The sequence below is a fragment of the Marininema halotolerans genome, assembly GCF_900116235.1.
GTDB classification, from domain to species: domain Bacteria; phylum Bacillota; class Bacilli; order Thermoactinomycetales; family DSM-45169; genus Marininema; species Marininema halotolerans.
The window spans coordinates 268,304-287,842 of sequence record NZ_FPAA01000002.1; the positions used below are offsets into that span (position 1 = coordinate 268,304).

Below are 19,539 nucleotides of genomic sequence, written 5' to 3' on the forward strand. Positions count from 1 at the left end.
GCACTCCTCTACCCTTTAGAAGGATTATATGTTAGGAAAGCAATGGTCCTAAGGCAAAAGCGATCTGATTAAAGACGTATGATATGAGAAATGTATGAGACGATAACCCTATAAAAATTTCCACCTTTATTGTATCGGTTAGCATTAAACCTTTTCCTTGTATTTGATTAATATTTTATAAATATCATAAAGCTATGAAAGGATATGCCCCCAAGGGGGGCCACGGTCATCTTGTAGTCGACCGTAGCTCACCCTAGCGGCATGTTTTTTACTTTTCATCGATCTTTATAACGTCACCGGATCCGTGCACTCCCTTCCTCGTCTGATGGCCGAAGGAAATGCTCATGGTACTTTTTCTAAAAGCTACAGATAAGGGAGACCCACTCACTCCCCTGACTATCACGATGATGGCAATTCGGCGTCTTCCTGACCACCTGTTTTTTTAGCATCGAGTTCAGGTGTAAAAATAACCTCTCGGTCACCATCAAAATGACCCAATCGCATAAGTGGTTTTTTCGCAGGCCCTTCGATCACGTCACCCGTAAAGGAGAAACGAGAACCATGACAGGGACAATCCCATGTTCGATCCCCATCATTCCATTCCACTTCACACCCTAGATGGGTACAGGTTGTATCCACCAGATGAAGTGTCCCTTCCCTATCTCGATAGGCCCCCGTTCGATCCCCTCCGAGCACGACTACGGCAGCCTCATCCTTCCCAATCTCCGTCAATGAAGCCGTGGGAATTTCAAGTTTTCCTTTCAGAAGATGGGCAGCTACGTCTAATCCTTGCAAAGTAACCTGCTTCACGCTCGGATTTACACGGAATCGTGACGGCGTATACAATTCCGTATATGAATTATCCCGACCCAACACTTGATCCGATAACAAAGTAGCTGCGATTGTCCCTTGAGTCATTCCCCATTTTCGATAACCCGTAGCAATGTAGATGTTTGGTTTTCCAGCAGTAATCGATCCAATATAGGGTACCTGATCCAAGGAAGTTAAGTCTTGTGCTGACCAACGATAAGCAATCGTTGCCTCACCAAAGATCTTTTCTGCGTACTGTGCCAAGGCTTCATAATGATTCATCGTGTCGATGCCTTGCCCCGTCTGATGACTTTCACCACCCACAAAAATTAGGGATTCATCCTGCCAATGAACTGATCGGATGGATCGAACGGGATCATCAGCGCTAATATACATTCCCCCTACATCCCTTGTCTTCCCACGGAGGGCTAATACATAGGAACGTACGGCTTTTAATCGTGTAAAATAAAGCCCACCCCCATCATAAAAAGGAAAGTGCGAAGCGATAATAATTTGGTCTCCTGTAATCTTTCTCCCGTTTTCTACGATGACTTCTGGCGATGACCCCTCGACGATATCAACGGCCTTGGTATTCTCATAGATCTGTACCCCCTCCCTCACCATGTTCGAAACCAACTCCGTTAGATACGCAAGGGGGTGAAATTGAGCTTGTTTATTCATCACAACCGCCCCGTAAGAGTCGATGCCCAAGGGAAGCTGATCCGTCGCTTGACCATCTATCCCCAATCGCTGATATGCATGGTTTTCTTGCTCAATCTTCCTTCGACTGGATTCATTCATGGCATATAGAAACGCTTTTTCCTCACGAAATTCACAGGATATTTTCTTTTCCTTAATCTGCTGTTCGATAAATTTCTTTGCTTCCATGTTCGCTTGATAGTATTGCTTTGCTTTCTCCGTCCCCAGCTGGCGGATTAAGTCATGATAAATAAAACCATGTTGCGCTGTAATTTTAGCCGTGGTATGACCCGTTGTACCATGGAAAAGTCGATCTCCATCGATTAATACAACTTTACAACCTGACTTCGCGAGCAAGTATGCCGTTGTGATTCCTGTAATGCCTCCACCAATGACAATGATCTGTGTATGGATATTTTCACTTAATGAAGAAAAACGAGGCCATTCATTTGAATTGATCCAGTAAGATTCAGGCAGAAGCGGTAGTGCACCTATTTTGCCTCTCTTCTTTTGCATGGTTAATCCTCCTTTTTACCAATTATTCTCCTCAGTAATTTTCACGCCTCTGCCCTTCGTTATACCCATCGATCAAAAAGACCGACGGGATAACCCGTCGGTCTTTTTTAATCCTTATTTTTGGGTATTCCTCTTTTCCCATTTAGCAAATCCATTCCCACTTGAGGATTGGTTCGAACAGAATCAGCGAACTCCGTCAGCTCATCCTTATCGACATCCGCTTGGGTCACTTTCATCAAATAGTCGAGGACAGAACTCATTCCTCCCCGCTCATTTGCCCGCCTCGCACCCTCTAAAATCTGACCCAGCTGTTTTTCTGTTAAGACGTTTTGCCCCATCATCGTATTAATCAACTGTGTCATTTCCTTATGGTTTGGTCCTTTACCCACCATCTTCATCCCCCCGGGATCTTAGCTTCGCTCCCTCCACCATATGTCAGCATGCAAGTGGGGGGGCGGGCAAGCGTCCAGGATGATTCGAAATTGGGCCAATCTCCTTATCCATTCCAGCCATGATCGAATAAGGTAATGGAGAAGAAATGATTGATCGAAGCCACATCAATTGAAAGGATGGAGAATCGTGTGGGATAACTGTGGTTACGATGGCTATGGTGGCGATAGAGGAGGGTATGTTGTCGACTGTCCTTTAGGATTAAATCGACTTCTTCTCTTTCTTTTAATCATCCCCACAATTTTTTGGTATGTGGGTGCATTGGACTAAAGAGGAAGACATAGACGAACAACCATTTTCCCGGGCAGGGATATCCGCCTGTACACATCAAATGCCTGCCGCATAATTTGTACCATCCGAGTGAAAAGGAAGACGCCGCAAAGAATCTGTCACCACTGCCGATAACACGCAAAGCTCATTCCCTCCAAGCTTCTGCTGCGTAGTGGTTCGTCTCGCACGAAACACTTCCCTCAATCCTGCTCACTGTGGAGCCTCCTTACATTCCTACCCCTGATCATGAAGACTACTCCAGGAAGGAAACGCATCTGGGGGCGGAGAGACCAACCCTCTCCCAAACATACCTTTGAAAGGGGGTGGAACCATGAGCTACGGCTACGGTTATGGTTATGGCGGATTCGGTCTGCGCCGTCTCCTCATCTTTCTGCTCGTTGTCGCCACCATCTTCGCATTGATTTGCTAGGTTTCATGTCGAAATAACCTAGAACTTCTCACAAGAAGAAGGGCGACCCCACCCATTTGAACCCTGCTTACCCCTTACGGGTGGATCCTTTGTCTTGTGAAACCATTACATTTCTTAAAGGAGGAATAATCAATGAGCTACGCTTATGGTTACGGATACGGTGGATTTGGTCTACGCCGGCTTTTACTCTTCTTACTTGTTGTAGCCACGATCTTCGCCCTGATTTGCTAGCAAAAACCCCCAGATGGGGGTTTCTTTTTTTTATAACGGGGTTACTGCCTCAGTAAGTGAATCCTTGGTAATATGCCAATGGGACGTATTCCATATCGACTCACCGTTTTTCACCAGGATGGTTTGGGGAGATTTATGCTGTACATGAAGATCTTGAGCAATCTGATTTGAAACCTCCCTCGATTCAATCACCTTCACAAGCAGATAGTTCACTCCCTTAGAAGGAACCCCCTTGATAAACGCTTCACACTCTTTCCATGCATCGGCACTCACAGGACAACGCGTACTATGTTTCATCACTAAAAGGGGTTGTTCCTTTGACTGAGCAAGATATCCTTGCCATTCATCCAGGGTGGTTATTTCTTTCCATTCCATCATCGATCCTCTCCTTCTGATGCCACTCCATCTTCATGGAAACGTTGGCAATTGAATGAATCCACTTCTATTTTCCCCCATTTCAACTCACCAAAGCAAAACAAAAAATCCCACACGGGGATTAGTCATCGAAAAGTCCTCTTCTATGATTTAGAATCCATGTATTTTCGCTTTTGATTTCTTCCTATCTAATAATGTCACTAAAAGCTGATACTCCTCAAGTAACAACATTTCAAAAAATTTCATCTCTTCACGGAGTTTGCGATTTTCTTTGAGAAGCTGTTCGACCTGCATTTGACTGGCATGAATTTTATCTTCCAACCGTTGTACGCGCTCCCGCATAGAAAGGGGCTCGCCGTTTAACTCCGCCCAATTTTGATTGAGGTAGGAAGGCGGATTCACCTCGCGCGAGGAAAGATCCTTCCATCTTAAAAGACACTCCTCTTCATTCCGCCCCAATTTTTGGGAAGCTGTCACAAAAGTCCTGTTCCTAGACATCCCTAATCGCTTACAAGTCATCACCCAGTAAAATAACATCCGATCATCTTCTTCGTTCCAGGAACGGGACAAGCTATGCACCTTCTTCCTGTTCCGACTCTAACGTATCTTATGAATGGGTTTCCCGTTCCGTATCCACCGTTGCCCTCCCTTTTACAACATCCGCACTCCCAGAGGATTCGAGCTCCTCCCCTTCTTCATCCTCTTCATATTCAGCTACACGGGCAGTCTCCAATAACTTTAACAGTCGCGTATAACGATCCTTGATCTCCTCTTGAAACTGTTGGAATGAGTACCAATGTTCCTGTAATCGCCGATTCTCTAAGATAGCTTCCCTCAGGAGACGATCCTTATCTTTCTTTACTTTTTCTAAACTACGTAGCTGTTCTTTTTGATTACGATACTCTCCCTCAAACTCCTTTAATTGACTCACCACATCCCGCATCGAGAAATAATTTTCTCGCTTACGTTTTAATTGACTCGCAACCCGTTCCTGCTTTGCTTGACGGAAAGCTTCTTCTTCCCGTTTGCGGACTACAGCGTTCCACCGAAAACCACAAGCACCTGCAGTCCGGTTGATCATGCGCCCTACCTCTGCGAAGGCATCCAGCTGATTACCTCCTTCTCGGACCCATTGGAGAACTGTTTCCGCCAACAGTCGATCCTCTTCCTGTGTCCAACAGCGCCCTTTCATACCGAACCCTCCTTTGAATCCTTTCTATCGTTATATTTTATGGGCTCGAGATAAAAAGGTGCCTTCTGGACATAGAAAAAAAGATCAGTGTTTGTCACTGACCCCTTGTACGGTTCAACTTTTCAAGTACAATGGATTTGCCTTAATTCCCCTGGTGTGGGTAAAGGGCATATGGAAAGACTCAGCTTGTTTACTTCTTCCGGATCCATGAACGAAATATTTTCAGGTAATGTACGTAAACAATGGTCAAGCCACTGACGTACACTCCCGAGGTCAACGCCTTCATGATAAGAAGGAAAGGGAGAAAAATACCCCTTGGCTGTCGTCGCTAGCTTCCTTGCCCCCCGTACTTTTCCTCGGAGAAGTTGATGCATGATCGCTGCCACTTGGATTAATCCGTGGTAAAAATGATTATCCCTTTGTGTTTGCCATAACTCTTCTAACACTTCGTGTGCTTCCCAATATTCTTGTTCATGATACCGTTGAAAAAATGCGAGATATAGAGGATTTACCATGATAATTTTTCAACTCCCTTCATTATTATGGTTTCTATCAGGAACCCTTTTAGAAAATATTTGTCACCAAGGAGGTTTTATTCGACAAGTAATCGGGAACTCCGTAAAGAAATGACCCTTTTCAACACAAAGAAAAAGACCAGGATTTGCCTGGCCACATGAAAGAGGGTCAAGATTAAGGAGTTAAGAAGCGTGGTAGCAAACAAGGAGGTCAGCCTTGCTTGCATGTCTCATTATAACATAATGTTCGAAATTTGTCGATATAAGGACTTCAGTTTTTTGAAGATTCCTTACTAACCGGTGTATTTCCTATATTACTTCGCCGCTCGGCTTTTAAACCATACACGTTGGATCATTCGAGATAGGGCAGGTCGAGTGCGATCTCCCTTTTGTTGCGCTCGCATCGCGCGTTTAAAATGACTACGACCTCGGTTTCCTACATTGGATACCAATGTAAGCCGAACCATCGAGGTATCTGTTCCTTCTTCATGAAAACGTTGAAGCAGACGAACGACTAAATCATGAAAACCTTCATCCTCAAGCGGGTACCGAACGGCAATTTCCAAGTGAAGAAGTGCTTGGCGTACACGCTTCGTCCGACTGTATACATCCGCGAGTAAGACATGAGCAAAACCATCCTGCGGCTGAATGGCTAAACAATTCAACAGTTGATTTTCCACTTGATTCGGAATGCGATCTGCTAAGCGCAAAAACTGCCCAAATTCACGATAAGCCACTTGTCGATCTGGATAATTCTCAAACATCTTAAAATAGGCTGCCTGAATCCCTTCATGCTTCCCTAATAGCTCTTGAATACGAACATTTAATACCAAACCCTCACGATGAGAAGGTTCGATCATTAACAATTCCTCAACAGCAGCTGCCGCCTCAATATATTGGTTATTGGCAACAAAATCGTTTGCTAATTCATAACATTCCGACACTCTGGAATTCATCATACTTTCTGCTTCCATGTGTAACATTTCTTGTTCATCCGAAGGATTTACTACTGTCTCTACACCGTTCATATCGATTCCTCCTCCTCTTTCTTCCTGCTGATGCATGAAGATCATTGAGGTACCGACCCATCAACGATTCGATTTTATCCTATTCGACATATTTTGTCACGTTTTTTCGACAAGAACTTCACAAAAAAAAGAGCAGGTTTTTTGCTCTTTTTTTTGTGCTGATTTTCTGTTTATTCAAGGATAATCTTTTATTATCAAGAGCTGCCTATACGCTTGGTTTGCATGCGAATTCGTGTAATATAATCGGTCTCATAATACTCTAATTCATCACGTAGCACTTCAAATAGCTTGGATAATTGAAAGGTAATCGTTTTTAAGGATTGTGGAGGTTCTTCACGAAATTGGATCGCATCATGATTGGTGTATGAATAACGTCCATCCTCTTCGTACACCTCATTTTTGGGATAATAGAAATTGTAAATACATGTGTGAACCACTTCATTGAGTACCTTTTCCGCAAAATCCTCATTAAATTTAGCCCTTCGCAAGACTAGACTCACTTTTTCATATCCCTGCTCACAGGTTACGGACAACCGTCGTAAATCAGAAAGATATTCTTTTAGAAATCGTTCTTGAGATTTTCCTTGTTCACTTTCTTCCATCAACTTTGGTAAATGAACATAATCAAGGAAATCTTCCAACATCCGACTTGCCTCGGACAGCTTATCCCGGGTCAGTTTGCAAAGATCTTTCGTCTGCTCTTGAGGCATAACCTTCAAGTACCCCCTTGAATTACAACCTAGCTCCAAAATCCAATGCCAGTATAGCATGATTCAGGAAAAAGCGTCGATACTAGCCAAGCAATTTTTGTGGGGATTTTTAAACAGCAATCGCCCCTATCGTGTATTACGATAGAGGCGATTCTTTATCCTTTAATGATAAGGGGGACAATGATGATGCTCAATCGCCTGAACAATAATCTCACTCACATCTTCACGATTGATCGCCTGGATATTGGAAACAATCACCTCAGAATCTAACTCAACGTCTCGTAGCAATTCATACAGTTCGGGAGAGACGGTCAGGATCAAGGTGGAGAGTTTCATCGTTTCCACTGCCATCACCCCTTATGAAAAAGATAGGTACTTGGCTACTTCTTATGGTCCTTGTATCATATATTATGTTTCCACCATTACCCAAATTGTCAACCCGAATCACCCAAATAAAAAAAGGGCTCTTCTATTGCCTACCTCCTCGAAGAAGGATCGCATGGTCCACCTTAATACACCGATCCATAATCACATTCAAGCCCGCTTCTTTTGCAAGGGCTGCCGCTTCTTCATTAATAATTCCCTGTTGTAACCAGAGTGTTTTGGCACCTGCTTCCACGGCATCTTGGGCAACTGGATAACAATGCTCACTGCGCCGAAATACATCGACGATATCAATGGGTTCTGGAATTTCCTTAACCGATGCGTAAGGCTTTTCCCCTAAGACCGGCTCACTTAACGTGGGATTGACGGGGAAAATACGATAACCTACCGCTTGAAGAGCTTTCGCAATCATATGGCTAGTTCGTTCAGGATTGGCTGACAATCCAACTACGGCAATATTTTTCGCCTCACTTAAAAGTTGGCGGATTTGTTCATCTCCTGGATTTTCAATCATGGAATGCACTCCTTCCTGATACTTTACGTGATTATGCCCTTGTTATATTATTTCCTTCACTCTGGCAATCAAACGATGAAAAAGGCTTACCCCCGTATCCTTCATATCATCCTCAGTAACCGCAACGGGAATACGGGTCTCTAGTTCATTTCTCAGTTCTCTTCTGATCAGCTCCATTGTAAAAAAACCGTTACCAAGCACTTTTAATTCGAGTTGCCGAATAGAGGCTTTCCAAGAAGCTGGCGGAGAATAATCGAAAACTTGAACAAATTTCCCATGTTCCTTAACCATTTTATCCCCACAGTATATCGGCTCAAATCCTCCACTTTTTAACAAGCGGAACATCAGTTTTAATTCGGGTGAGGGGAGAATTCGAATACGATCTTGATCGCTTGGGTCAATTGCCATATCAATATCCGCCCCTGTTCGAAGAACCCATTCAGAACGGGAAGTCGTAATTGGTATGTACGAAGGCAATGGATGTTCAAAGGGGATACGCTTTTCTTCGCCTGGCGCTATCATAAACCCCCCTTCCAATGAAAAGCGATCAATCATCTCCCCAGTCGTTGCTGCTAGATAAAGATACATTCGTTCAATATGTTGAATGGATTTACCGCCACGAACCAATATGTATCCACGTAAAATTTCTCCTTGAATGTATTCTGCCTTTTCTAAGCGTGCGTCCACTGTCGTTGCACCTATCCCTATTCGAACCAACACATTTCCAAAATCCATTCATTCACCTCTTCTCTATCCTCCTTTTTATTAAAATGGATCTCTTTTCTACACGCAACAAAAACCTGCGTCAAAGGATCGCAGGTTTTTAAAAAAACGCTAGCAATTGATTTCAATTACTCTTGAGTCGGAAATACCCGATCTCTTCGATCTTTATAAACTACATGGGAATGATCAAAGTCCACAGGGGAAGTGAGCCCTGCAGATGCCGCTACCCGAAACAAGCCTTTTCGAAGGGACATCACATAGTTCGCGACACGATATTGTTTTTCCTCAACGACTAACGCTCGTTGTAACTTCGGATCCGTTGTCGCTACCCCCACTGGACATCGGTTGGTATGACAACGAAGCGCTTGTATACAACCCACACTAAACATCAATCCACGAGCAACATGAATTAAATCCGCACCTAAACCTAAGGCCACAGCCATCGTATCAGGAGTAATCAGCTTCCCAGATGCAATAATCTTTACTCGATCACGCACACCATACTCCCGTAACGCCTGATCCGTCAGCATCAGTGCAGAACGCAAAGGAAGGCCGACACCGTCCGCTAAATCTTGATAAGACGCACCGGTTCCTCCTTCTCCACCATCGACTGTAATAAAATCGGGTCCTTCCCCGGATTCTTTCATGGCCTGTGCCAAGGACGCTACATTCTCTCGATTCCCAACGACAATTTTCATGCCGACTGGCTTACCTGACACTTCTCTCACTTTTTTAATAAAGGCAAACAGGGATGGGAGGTCATCAAATTGTCTAAAGCGATTGGGACTGTCGATATCCTTTCCTACCTCTACCCCACGTATTTCCGCAATAGAAGGGGTAACTTTTTCACCATCCACATGCCCACCACGAATTTTGGCCCCTTGACCCAGCTTTAATTCAAAGGCACGTACTTGCTCAATTTCACTTTTCTTTTTTAATTCGCCCCAATCAAACTCTCCATTTTTATCCCTTACACCAAATAACCCTGGGCCAATTTGCATGAGGATATCCACATCACTCTGTAAGTGATACTTCGTTAATCCCCCTTCCCCTGTGTTCATCCAAGTTCCTTTTGCCAACCCTAGCCCTTTGGATAAAGCCGTAATCGCTTTTTCACCCAGGGCTCCATAACTCATGGCTGACATCCCAACCAGCCCTTTAATTCGCCAGGGTTGAACACATGCGTTTCCCACGACAATTGCATCTTCATCCGGCAACAACCACGGGTCTTGTTTGACAGATTGACGATGTTCCTTCCGATAAAACAGCCCATCATCTTCAATATGATAGATGGATGTCGTCACGGGAGATTGTTCACGATCTACTCGCTGTTCCTCCATTTGACGGGGAAACATCGAGTTGACCACATACCAATCCCCCTCTTCAAAATTTTTCACCGAACCAAAACCAATTTTATCCGTCAGGTACTTCCCTCGTTTGACGATGGTCTCATACTGATGTCGGGAGAAGGGCTTCCCTTCAGTATCATTTTGAAAAAGGTATTGCCGTAATTCCGGCCCAATCTTTTCAAGAATGTATCGTGCCTTTCCTAATAAAGGGTAATTACGAAGAATTGAATGTTCTTGTTGGTTGCGATCGACGATAATGACCCAGATCACTAACACTAACGGTGTCAGTACAACCAGGATCAATAATATATCTAACCCCATCGTAGTAGCGCTCCAGGTGTCCTTCACAGGTTTCTCTCCTTTTCAAATCAATGGATTGTTAGGGATTCCGTCCCCTTCTTATTCAATCAAAACGCTCGCTCATATTGGTGCGGTAGAATGGGACCTTTCCCTAAAGTGATTGCCGCTTCATTCGCCCAATATGGGTTCCGTAGCATGCCTCGCCCAATCGCTACGATATCAGCGAGTTCATTTTGAATGACCATATCGGCTACTCGTGGATCATCCAGATGACCCACGGCGATAACTGGGACATCGACTGCCATACGAACAGCATCCGCAAAGGGAACTTGATAACCCGTCGATGACACTTGCACAGGTGAAGGTCCACCTGGTGCTTCACCACCCGAACTGAGGTCAAACATATCCACACCCATTTCCCTAAAGAGGCGAACCCGCTCGATCGTATCGTCGAGTTGATAACCCCCTGCTACATATTCCACTGCAGATAAACGCATTAATAACGGCATCTCTTCAGGAATACAGGCACGTACTTTACGAATAACCTCACTTACAAAGCGATTGGGATCCCCGTACGCATCGTTCCGATGATTAGACAATCGGGAGATAAATTGATGAATTAAATAGCCATGAGCTCCATGTAATTCAATCGTATCTGCACCGGCTTGTACCGCCCTTTCAGCTGCTTTTCCAAAGTCCTGTATTAACGCCTGAATCTCATCCTCCCTCATCTCATGAGGGACTCGGTAGCGATCACTAAAAGGAATCGCCGACGGTGCCACCGGAGATAAACTTTCCGATTCTGCCTTTCTACCCGCATGAGCAAGCTGAATGCCAACCTTTGCATCAAACCCTTGGCACGCTTGAATAATACGCTGAAAAGCAGGAATTTGCTCATCACTCCATAATCCTAGATCCCGGTCCGTAATTCGGCCATCGGGATGAATATCCGTCATTTCCATCATAATCAGCCCTGTTCCACCAATGGCCCGGGAGACATAGTGAACATAATGCCACTCTTCAGGTTTCCCATCCCGTGCTTCCACACTATACTGACACATTGGGGACATCATCAAGCGATTTTTAATCGTCATTCCCTTTACTTTCAACGGACTAAACAATCCTGGCATCTGTGTCTCACCTCTACGCAAACAATCTCTCACCCCATACTTATTCCATAAACCACCTGTGCACAAACCTCTCTTATTGTTCCCTAATCATCAAAAAATCCCCTATGAAGGGGATCGAGGCTGTCGACAAACCCACAAGACTACATAACCAAAACGACGATAACAGGGGTTATCCACACACTTGATCCTCTAACCAGGGGAGATTTCATTCATTCCTTTACCAGTTTCATGTACTGATCCCAATCCCATTTCGAACCTGGATCCGTATGGGTTGTTCCAGGAACTTCACTATGGGCAATGATATGTTTTCGATCCATTGGAATCTTATACTTTTCACATAGCCATCGTGTCAGCTTTGCAGAAGAACGGTACATTTTATCCGTGTACCAACCCGACTTCTCAACGTACCCTTCATGTTCAATGCCAATACTGTGGGTATTATAATCCCTTGCATGCCAAGCAATGCTGCGATTGTGAACCATTTGTGTGACTTCACCGTCTTTCGAACGAAGGACAAAATGAGCACTTACTTTTGATTTAGGATTTTGAAACCAGTTAATCGCCGATGAATAAGAGCCTTGTGTCGTATGAATGACGATATATTTAATATCTTCAGAACCGCGGTTGGCTGCGGTAAAATTCCCATCCGCTACAGGTTCCCACTCGGCTGATTCATAGTCAGGTTTACCTGCTGTCGTTTCGATATGTGCCAAACTTCCTCGGTGGGGTTTCACTGTCTGCGAATGGATTGATAACTCCTCGCCATGTACTTTTTGCGATACGCCCTTTTGCAAGACATCATACACATCATCTGCAAACATCCGTGTCACCGAGGGATCCTTAAAACCGGCATAATCTGCTACCACTTCATACCATTCACCCAATGTTTGCGGACGTGGCTTGTTCGATTTCTTGGCAAAGGAGTCGATTACCGCCGCAGCTCCCCGGATATTTTCCGATGAATCTTTCTTTAACGTGTCTTGATTCACCCCAGTTAGACGAGAGGCTAAACGAAGGGTTCCTTGCTTATCATCCATGAGCTGCATGATGCCATAACCTTTCATTTGACTCGCTTTTCCATCATTCTGTTCCCAATGTGTCTCTACATATCCGATCGCCATCAAAAGGGACACAGGCACATCATATTCATCTGCTGCATTTTGAAAGGATTGATTCAGTCCTTTTTTCTCCATGGTCATCGGAAGACCCTTCGCAGCAAAAACCGCCGGGGTGACAATGGATAAAACGAATATTAATGCGACAACCATCCAGCCCATACGCGCTTTGTTCAAACCCACTTCCTCCCTTTCAATTTGTCTAAAGGTAAATAAAGGATAAATACTAATTTCAAAATCCTTTAATACCCTTTCGATGGAATGAACCATATTCCTTCTTGAATTTTCTGTAAGTAAAGCATTAAATCACTCCAAATTAACATGATAAAACGGCTAATCGTATACAAAAAACACCTTTTATGAAAAATCATAAGAGGTGTTCGATTAGACCCATACGCTGGGTGTTCAATCACTGATCTTCAAATGGAATGTAGCGCGACCCCCACTGGATCTGCCACCGAAACCGCCCCTGAGGAAAAAGTGATCGAGCGCAATTGAGTCACGGGTCCATTCACGATAGTAAGTGACCATCCGTCTTCCGATACCATTTGAATCTCTCCTGCCTTTGTATCGAGAGGGGTTACCCCAAGAAAAGTTGCCAGATCTCTGATCTTCTCTGTAACAGGGAGCATAAGTGTACAGGAATCGATTCGTGGTTCTTCTTCTAGCACAAATTCCCTTCGCTGCTGTAGTTCGATACGAAAGCGCCACGGAGTTTGAATAAAAGTGCGTCGCTCGCTCTCATCCACCTTCCATTCCAGCTCATGGGCCCTCTGAACTAAGGACGAATAATCCCTATCATTGACTAAAAAACCAATGTGATCAAAACGATCCCTTGTTCCCATACCAAAGGTGACATTTACCTGCCCTTTTCGCATCTCAATAATACGAAAATGGATACCCCGATCGCGAAAATCCTCCCAGGATAATGGCGGATTAAAGGTCTGTGGATCTCCATCAACCAAGCCAATTCGAAGTGCTACAGTAAAGCCAATTGATTTATAAAATCTCTCCATTTTCTCCACGTTTTCTGTCCAATAATGATAATGAAATAATTGCATATCTAAATCATTCCCCTCACTCTATATTTTCTTTTCAGATTACCTGGATAAAAAAAGAAAAACAACACATTCTAAAGCGAATGTGTTGCCTCCCAAATAAATTACCGCTTACTTGGACTGAAAAATTGGAGAAAGGATCGACCAAACTCCACCAGTGAGAATTCTTCTCCAATCTGATCCAAATATGCCCCTTTTACCCGTTCAATTAACCATACAGGAATCCGTCGTCCTTCTAAAAATGAATAGAATAGTTCATATCCCTGAACGAGATGATCCCAGCGCCCATCATCACCGGGTTGATTGTATTCGGATACGTCTAAAACCTTCGCATGTCCCTCTTGTAGAAGTACATTTTTCAAGTGCATATCCCGTGGATTAAGGCCTATCTCTTTTATATAGCGTCGTGCTTCAGCCACTTCTTCCAAAACCGTTTCGGGAATGGGAATTCCCTGGACTAAACAATCATATAAAGTAAGTCCTTCTTCATAACTCAGTACTAATACACGATGATCCCGATCATAACAAGTAGGAAAAAATGAAGAACCTTGCAATCTTTGATATACTTCATACTCATCTTGGCAAGTATCAATCTCTTCCTCTACATATACTTTAAAAGCAATTGTAGGGAATGAGTGATGGCGGACAACAACTGCGTCTGTACCGATACCAATTACTTCTAGCTCTTCTGGAATAAACGTAACCGAAACGGGTTGATTACCTGGTTTCGATGAAACCTCGACTTTTGCGATCAATGGTTTGATCGGTTCCCAATCCATTGGGTTCCCCCTTGTGCTAACTCCACTTCTCTATATCGTCAAATATATTTCCACCATTAGAAAAAACCTTGCTCGAATGCCTTCACTATACTGAATGCGCATTTCTTTTGTCAATGAAAAGACTTGACCATCCCTTCCCATTATCATTATTCTTTCTCTCGTTTTTAAGGAATGCGTGCCTCTATTTTGCTAATCGCTCCCTTATGTAGACCATTTAGATTTTAAATTGATGTCGCTTATCCCTCTAGCTTCTTATCACTGAACCTTTTTCACGGTAGTTATCGTTTCTCTATTAGGTAGATGTCAACGTTTTTTCCATTCCATTTGGGCAATTTTTGAGTTACCCTAGGGAAAGCTTAATACTAAGTACCATGGATACCTGTCTGTTCTTTTATCTTCACAAACCTCACTTCTATCATGCTTCCACGTGGATATGTAATCACACACAAATGCATCTTGCTCTTCTGAAAATGTTTTTTGCTCAAAATGAGATCGGGTGACATGGATAAAAGAAAGGGATGATCCTACTGAGAGCACTCCGGAAATTATCAATCATGCTGATGGTATGTGTATCGATGATCGTTTTTTCTGGCTGTGTAAATGCAGATCTACATGTTGATTTGAATATGGATGGCTCAGGTACGTATCGTCTGAAAGTGCTAACCAACCCCCTGGTAGCAGACCAACTCAGCTCCTTTCGTAAAACAGTCGAAGCGGAAGGGTATACGGTCAAACCTACGGAAGAAAATGGACAAAAAGGGTGGATCGCCGAGAAGGATGTAAAGAATGTTGCAAAAGAGCCACCTGGGCAAGAATGGTTAAAGAAATTTGCTGATGAAGATGCCACCGCAAGTGCAGGTGTCTTGGATTTCCTTAACCATGATCAAAAAAAGGGTCCACTTACCGTCAAACACCATTTTTTAACCTCTCGGATTACCTTTCGTAAAAACGTGGACTTAGCCAATATGTCCATCGATAATCCACTTGCACAACGGTTGATTCACCAAGTCAATTTAAACCTTACCGTTTCTCTTCCTATTAAACCAGATCGCAACAATGCAGATTCCATCTCCAATGACGGGAAAACATTGTCTTGGAAGATCGAACCCGGGGAAAAGAATCCGATTTTTATCGAGGCTGACGTTCCAAATATTAAGGGCTGGCTCACCCTTGGCGGTATTCTTTTAGCAGTCCTTCTCATCGGTGGTGTACTGATATTCTGGGTATTATCAAAGAAAAAAACTTCCCCATAATCAGCATGATACTTCCTTGTTTTAAAATTAATGGGAGTACCCTTAAAAAATACCAAGCCTTAGTCAATTATCCTTTTTTGACTACGGCTTGGGGGAAGGTTATGATTTGAAAATAGAATTCTGGATACTGAAAAGTGGGGTATGACCTATCGAGCAGTCACGTGTCAATCGAATAAACAAAAAGAGACGAAAAAAGAAAGTATGGATTTGGGTTTTATTAATTGTTCTTCTCGCCGCCATTCTGGGTACTTCCTATTTCTTTTATAAGATTTCAGCTACCGTAAATGATTCCTACGATCCTCTACGTCGTGAGGGAAAATCATCTAAAGGACAAAAAGATCTAACCAAACAAGGAAGCTTTACCGTCCTTCTCGTTGGTACGGATGTGAAAGATTCCTCTAATAAATATTGGCGTTCAGATACGATGGTCATAGCAGCCGTCAATCCCAAGAAAAAAACAATGAAAATGGTAAGTGTTCCAAGAGATACTTACACTTCCATCGCGAATACCCCGAACGGTTTTAAAACGAAAATCAATGCTGCCCCGTATTATGGAGTCAAAGCAGGGGTTGGGCCCATGACGAACACCGTACTAACCCTTGAAAATTACTTAAACACACCGATCAAGTACTATGTCAAAGTTAACTTTAATGGGTTTATCGATGTTACTGATTCCCTCGGAGGAGTGGATGTGGATGTCCCCTTCGATTTCAATATTCGGCTTTTCTATAAGTACTACAACTTCAAAAAAGGACCCGCACATCTCAATGGACATGAAGCTCTCGCCTATGTACGAATGCGTAAAAGTGATCCCCGTGGTGATGCTGGTCGCAATGAGCGCCAACGGGAAGTGATTCAGTCGTTGATGAAGCAATCCATGAGCTTTAACTCCATCGGTAAAATGGATGATATCCTGAAAGCCGTCGGGAAAAATGTGTCCCACAATATGAAATTGAGTGAGATGCTTGAGCTTCAGTCCATCTATCGCAGCATTCCGAAGAAGAACATGGAAACCCTCAACTTTAAAGGATATGATTCCAATAAAAACCCGCAGGGCCTTTGGTATCACTACATCTCTGACAGTGAACGATTACGAGTGAGTCTGGAACTACGAAAAACACTCAATCTTCCTTTACAAACCCTCGATGGGAAGCCCTATGAAGAGGAGATTCCAGAGAAACCCGGATCCTCTTCCTCAGAAAAATCCAGTAGTACGACACCACAACAGCCGAATTCCTCCACACCTGCTACTGGCAATTCAACCTCTTCACCATAATCATGTATTTAAAAAACCACCCTCCATTGCTTTGATGGAGGGTGGTTTTTTGCTCCTCATCGATCACTCGTAACCCTTTTTTTTCATTTTAACAATACCTATTTACCATATTAACGCATTATTTATTATTTTAAAATTTAATTATAAATAAAAATAAAAAGACTTTGACTCTGTTTATACAGAAGGTTATGATTTAAAAACAGAATGCTCAGTAACTGAAAGGCGGGGTCTACCCATCGAACAATCACGTGCCCATCGGCAACATAAAAAAAGACAAAGAAAGAAGCGCTGGATATGGGTTGTACTGAGTCTCCTTATTGTGGCGATACTTGGTGCCTCCTATTTCTTCTTTAAGCTTTCAACGACAATTCATGATTCTTATGACCCTATAAAACGAGGAAAAAAATCTGCAGAAGCACAAAGGGATCTCGCTAAGCAAGGAAGTTTTACCGTACTTCTGGTGGGTACCGATGTCAAAGACGCCTCTAATAAATACTGGCGTTCGGATACCATGATTCTCGCAGCAATCAACCCGAAAAAAAAATCAATGAAAATGATCAGTATCCCAAGGGATACCTACGCAAGCATCGCCAACACTCCCAACGGATTTAAAACAAAAATTAATGCAGCTCCTTATTATGGAATCAAGGCGGGGGTTGGTCCCATGACCAATACCGTATATACCCTTGAAAGTTACTTAAATACACCCATCAAATATTATGTAAAAATCAATTTTAATGGATTTATCGATATTACCGACACCTTGGGTGGTACAGATGTCAATGTCCCCTTTGATTTCAATTTGCATGTTTTTAATAAACAGTATTATTTCAAAAAGGGACCTGCTCATCTCAACGGGCATGAAGCTCTTGCCTATGTACGGATGCGTAAAGGGGATCCCCGTGGAGATGCCGGTCGTAATGACCGCCAACGAGAAGTTATTCAATCACTGATGAAAAAATCGATGAGCTTTCACTCGATCGGTAAAATGGATGACGTCCTCAAAGCGGTGGGGGATAATATCACCCACAATATGAAATTGAGTGAGATGCTAGAACTTCAGTCCATCTATCGCAGCATTCCGAAAAAGAATACAGAGACACTCACTCTCCACGGTTACAATTCCAACCAGAAGAATGCCCAGAAAATCTATTATTATTACGTATCTGAGCAAGAACGACTCCGAGTCAGCCTCACCTTGCGTAAGCAACTCGATCTACCTTTACAAACCTTCGATGGCAAACCTTATGAAGGCGATATTCCAGATAAACCCAGTAACATGACACCACAACAGCCGAATTCCTCCACACCTGCTACTGGAAACCCCACCACTTCACCATAAGTTGTCGCCATTCACCCTCCATCAAAATTGATGGAGGGATTTTTTCACCTCCTCCCCGTTTCAAGCGGAGTAACGCGTGACATTCCAATGAGTTAACTGCTTCATATTTCGAGTGATCTTATTATGCATCTATCCTTTTTTATTTCAAATTGTCAAAGGATCCCTCCTCCCCTATCTAATGACCTAGTACCAAAGACTAGTTATTATCCATGACACTAGTCAGAAGGTTCTTTGTTAAATTGAACCCTAGGGTTGATTGCGCCGATTACCTTCTCGAAGTAAACTAAAAACAACTTCATTGGACTCGACAAATTCTTCTGATTTCTGCTTTTATTTAAGGAGTGACGGCATGCGATTTAAAGTTCGTATTTGGCGGATGTTAAAGACCCATCAACGAATTCAAGTACTCCAATATCGTGCTAACGCCCCTCGTCGTACAGAATTAGATCTTCCTTGTAAACCGTAAACCGCGCTACAAAGCTTTATACACACATTATAAAAGCGGATGGGGGACCCTGGCTTGGATGCGAAGGAATATTTTTGGGTAAAAGAGACACGCAAGGTGCTCCTTGAATTTTGTACCCAAATCGAACCGGCAGACTTCACCCGCACAAATGAATCATTCGGCAGCGAAAGCGTACGAGATCTCTTATTACATATTGCAGAATGTTACCATGCTTGGATGGGTTCCTATGTGTTATTAAAAACCACGCAACCGATTACACCCAAGGAAAATCGCATGGGTATTGGCATGAAGGAGATCGTCACACGTTTTGCAGAAGCGGATGCTTATGTTGAACAAGTTCTTGAACGAGGGCCGATAGAAATGGAAACACCCATTGTCAGACCGATTCCATGGCGTAATGAATCGGAGTCCATCTCGATTTCCCCTCAACAACTTCTCATGCATACCGTCACTCATGAATTTCATCATAAGGGACAGATTGTCTTAATCGCACGCCAGATGGGTTATACTCCCCTCAATACCGATGTCTTAGGCATCGAAGATTAAAACAACTCCCTTTTCGATTACGGTTGAACGTAATCGAAAAGGGAGTTGTTTTAATGAACTACTCGCTATTAGAAATGG

Annotated in this window: 21 protein-coding genes; 5 read left to right on the forward strand and 16 right to left on the reverse strand. The window is 43.3% G+C overall.

Annotation, left to right across the window (positions count from 1 at the left end):
• Nucleotides 1-399: 399 nt before the first annotated feature.
• Both CHX35_RS03505 and CHX35_RS03510 read right to left on the reverse strand, forming a co-directional pair.
• The gene (locus CHX35_RS03505; RefSeq protein WP_091834000.1) at nucleotides 400-2,025 is read right to left on the reverse strand and encodes an FAD-dependent oxidoreductase; all 1,626 of its coding nucleotides are present in this window, start codon (nucleotides 2,023-2,025) and stop codon (nucleotides 400-402) included.
• Nucleotides 2,026-2,132: 107 nt separating this feature from the next.
• Nucleotides 2,133-2,414 (reverse strand): hypothetical protein, encoded by a 282-nt coding sequence (locus CHX35_RS03510; protein ID WP_140413536.1) that lies wholly within the window; start codon nucleotides 2,412-2,414, stop codon nucleotides 2,133-2,135.
• 190 nt (nucleotides 2,415-2,604) lie between these two features.
• Between CHX35_RS03510 and CHX35_RS17410 the strand changes: the two genes are divergently transcribed.
• Nucleotides 2,605-2,745, forward strand: coding sequence for a hypothetical protein (locus CHX35_RS17410; RefSeq protein ID WP_176391860.1), 141 nt, complete (start codon nucleotides 2,605-2,607; stop codon nucleotides 2,743-2,745).
• Nucleotides 2,746-3,436: 691 nt separating this feature from the next.
• On the opposite strand, the gene ytxJ is transcribed toward CHX35_RS17410, so the two are convergent.
• From ytxJ to CHX35_RS03580, 14 genes are all read right to left on the reverse strand, one after another.
• Nucleotides 3,437-3,784 (reverse strand): bacillithiol system redox-active protein YtxJ, encoded by a 348-nt coding sequence (gene ytxJ, locus CHX35_RS03515; RefSeq protein ID WP_176391861.1) that lies wholly within the window; start codon nucleotides 3,782-3,784, stop codon nucleotides 3,437-3,439.
• 147 nt (nucleotides 3,785-3,931) lie between these two features.
• A complete protein-coding gene (locus CHX35_RS03520) occupies nucleotides 3,932-4,351 on the reverse strand; it encodes a hypothetical protein (protein ID WP_091834006.1) in 420 nt (139 codons plus the stop codon).
• Nucleotides 4,352-4,388: 37 nt separating this feature from the next.
• Entirely contained in the window at nucleotides 4,389-4,973 is a 585-nt protein-coding gene (locus CHX35_RS17970; protein WP_091834009.1) for a hypothetical protein, read from the reverse strand.
• Between the two features lie 122 nt (nucleotides 4,974-5,095).
• Nucleotides 5,096-5,488, reverse strand: coding sequence for a DUF309 domain-containing protein (locus CHX35_RS03530; protein WP_091834012.1), 393 nt, complete (start codon nucleotides 5,486-5,488; stop codon nucleotides 5,096-5,098).
• Between the two features lie 314 nt (nucleotides 5,489-5,802).
• Nucleotides 5,803-6,516: a tetratricopeptide repeat protein gene (locus tag CHX35_RS03535; RefSeq protein WP_091834015.1), complete on the reverse strand. Its 714-nt coding sequence runs from the start codon at nucleotides 6,514-6,516 to the stop codon at nucleotides 5,803-5,805.
• Nucleotides 6,517-6,710: 194 nt separating this feature from the next.
• The gene (locus CHX35_RS03540) at nucleotides 6,711-7,226 is read right to left on the reverse strand and encodes a DUF3907 family protein (RefSeq protein ID WP_091834018.1); all 516 of its coding nucleotides are present in this window, start codon (nucleotides 7,224-7,226) and stop codon (nucleotides 6,711-6,713) included.
• A 162-nt stretch (nucleotides 7,227-7,388) separates the two neighbouring features.
• Complete coding sequence (locus CHX35_RS03545) at nucleotides 7,389-7,571, reverse strand: hypothetical protein (RefSeq protein WP_091834020.1); 183 nt, start codon at nucleotides 7,569-7,571, stop codon at nucleotides 7,389-7,391.
• Between the two features lie 124 nt (nucleotides 7,572-7,695).
• A complete protein-coding gene (locus CHX35_RS03550) occupies nucleotides 7,696-8,124 on the reverse strand; it encodes a CoA-binding protein (protein ID WP_091834023.1) in 429 nt (142 codons plus the stop codon).
• A gap of 42 nt (nucleotides 8,125-8,166) precedes the next feature.
• Nucleotides 8,167-8,859: a sporulation protein gene (locus tag CHX35_RS03555; RefSeq protein WP_091834026.1), complete on the reverse strand. Its 693-nt coding sequence runs from the start codon at nucleotides 8,857-8,859 to the stop codon at nucleotides 8,167-8,169.
• A gap of 116 nt (nucleotides 8,860-8,975) precedes the next feature.
• Nucleotides 8,976-10,517, reverse strand: a complete 1,542-nt coding sequence (locus tag CHX35_RS03560; RefSeq protein ID WP_091834471.1) for an FMN-binding glutamate synthase family protein — start codon at nucleotides 10,515-10,517, stop codon at nucleotides 8,976-8,978.
• An 86-nt stretch (nucleotides 10,518-10,603) separates the two neighbouring features.
• Nucleotides 10,604-11,626 (reverse strand): NADH:flavin oxidoreductase/NADH oxidase, encoded by a 1,023-nt coding sequence (locus CHX35_RS03565; protein WP_091834030.1) that lies wholly within the window; start codon nucleotides 11,624-11,626, stop codon nucleotides 10,604-10,606.
• Between the two features lie 209 nt (nucleotides 11,627-11,835).
• Entirely contained in the window at nucleotides 11,836-12,918 is a 1,083-nt protein-coding gene (locus CHX35_RS03570) for an N-acetylmuramoyl-L-alanine amidase (protein WP_176391862.1), read from the reverse strand.
• Nucleotides 12,919-13,160: 242 nt separating this feature from the next.
• Entirely contained in the window at nucleotides 13,161-13,802 is a 642-nt protein-coding gene (locus CHX35_RS03575) for a VOC family protein (protein ID WP_091834036.1), read from the reverse strand.
• A 101-nt stretch (nucleotides 13,803-13,903) separates the two neighbouring features.
• A complete protein-coding gene (locus CHX35_RS03580; protein WP_091834039.1) occupies nucleotides 13,904-14,578 on the reverse strand; it encodes a protein kinase family protein in 675 nt (224 codons plus the stop codon).
• 554 nt (nucleotides 14,579-15,132) lie between these two features.
• Here CHX35_RS03580 and CHX35_RS03585 point away from each other — a divergent pair.
• The 4 genes from CHX35_RS03585 (at nucleotide 15,133) to CHX35_RS03600 (ending at nucleotide 19,461) form a co-directional block, all read left to right on the forward strand.
• The gene (locus CHX35_RS03585) at nucleotides 15,133-15,831 is read left to right on the forward strand and encodes a DUF3153 domain-containing protein (protein WP_176391863.1); all 699 of its coding nucleotides are present in this window, start codon (nucleotides 15,133-15,135) and stop codon (nucleotides 15,829-15,831) included.
• Nucleotides 15,832-16,255: 424 nt separating this feature from the next.
• Entirely contained in the window at nucleotides 16,256-17,107 is an 852-nt protein-coding gene (locus tag CHX35_RS03590) for an LCP family protein (protein WP_281252046.1), read from the forward strand.
• Nucleotides 17,108-17,426: 319 nt separating this feature from the next.
• Complete coding sequence (locus CHX35_RS03595) at nucleotides 17,427-18,449, forward strand: LCP family protein (protein WP_091834047.1); 1,023 nt, start codon at nucleotides 17,427-17,429, stop codon at nucleotides 18,447-18,449.
• 520 nt (nucleotides 18,450-18,969) lie between these two features.
• Nucleotides 18,970-19,461, forward strand: a complete 492-nt coding sequence (locus CHX35_RS03600) for a DinB family protein (RefSeq protein ID WP_091834050.1) — start codon at nucleotides 18,970-18,972, stop codon at nucleotides 19,459-19,461.
• Nucleotides 19,462-19,539 lie beyond the last annotated feature (78 nt).

Excerpts from the sequence above, each read along its gene's own strand:
- CHX35_RS03560 (WP_091834471.1), bottom strand. The coding sequence starts at position 10,517 with ATGGGGTTAGATATATTATTGATCCTGGTTGTACTGACACCGTTAGTG.
- CHX35_RS03580 (WP_091834039.1), bottom strand. The coding sequence starts at position 14,578 with ATGGATTGGGAACCGATCAAACCATTGATCGCAAAAGTCGAGGTTTCA.
- ytxJ (WP_176391861.1), bottom strand. The coding sequence starts at position 3,784 with ATGATGGAATGGAAAGAAATAACCACCCTGGATGAATGGCAAGGATAT.
- CHX35_RS03505 (WP_091834000.1), bottom strand. The coding sequence starts at position 2,025 with ATGCAAAAGAAGAGAGGCAAAATAGGTGCACTACCGCTTCTGCCTGAA.
- CHX35_RS03540 (WP_091834018.1), bottom strand. The coding sequence starts at position 7,226 with ATGCCTCAAGAGCAGACGAAAGATCTTTGCAAACTGACCCGGGATAAG.
- CHX35_RS03585 (WP_176391863.1), top strand. The coding sequence starts at position 15,133 with ATGCTGATGGTATGTGTATCGATGATCGTTTTTTCTGGCTGTGTAAAT.
- CHX35_RS03535 (WP_091834015.1), bottom strand. The coding sequence starts at position 6,516 with ATGAACGGTGTAGAGACAGTAGTAAATCCTTCGGATGAACAAGAAATG.
- CHX35_RS17970 (WP_091834009.1), bottom strand. The coding sequence starts at position 4,973 with ATGAAAGGGCGCTGTTGGACACAGGAAGAGGATCGACTGTTGGCGGAA.
- CHX35_RS03565 (WP_091834030.1), bottom strand. The coding sequence starts at position 11,626 with ATGCCAGGATTGTTTAGTCCGTTGAAAGTAAAGGGAATGACGATTAAA.
- CHX35_RS03575 (WP_091834036.1), bottom strand. The coding sequence starts at position 13,802 with ATGCAATTATTTCATTATCATTATTGGACAGAAAACGTGGAGAAAATG.
- CHX35_RS03590 (WP_281252046.1), top strand. The coding sequence starts at position 16,256 with ATGGTCATAGCAGCCGTCAATCCCAAGAAAAAAACAATGAAAATGGTA.
- CHX35_RS03555 (WP_091834026.1), bottom strand. The coding sequence starts at position 8,859 with ATGGATTTTGGAAATGTGTTGGTTCGAATAGGGATAGGTGCAACGACA.
- CHX35_RS03550 (WP_091834023.1), bottom strand. The coding sequence starts at position 8,124 with ATGATTGAAAATCCAGGAGATGAACAAATCCGCCAACTTTTAAGTGAG.
- CHX35_RS03530 (WP_091834012.1), bottom strand. The coding sequence starts at position 5,488 with ATGGTAAATCCTCTATATCTCGCATTTTTTCAACGGTATCATGAACAA.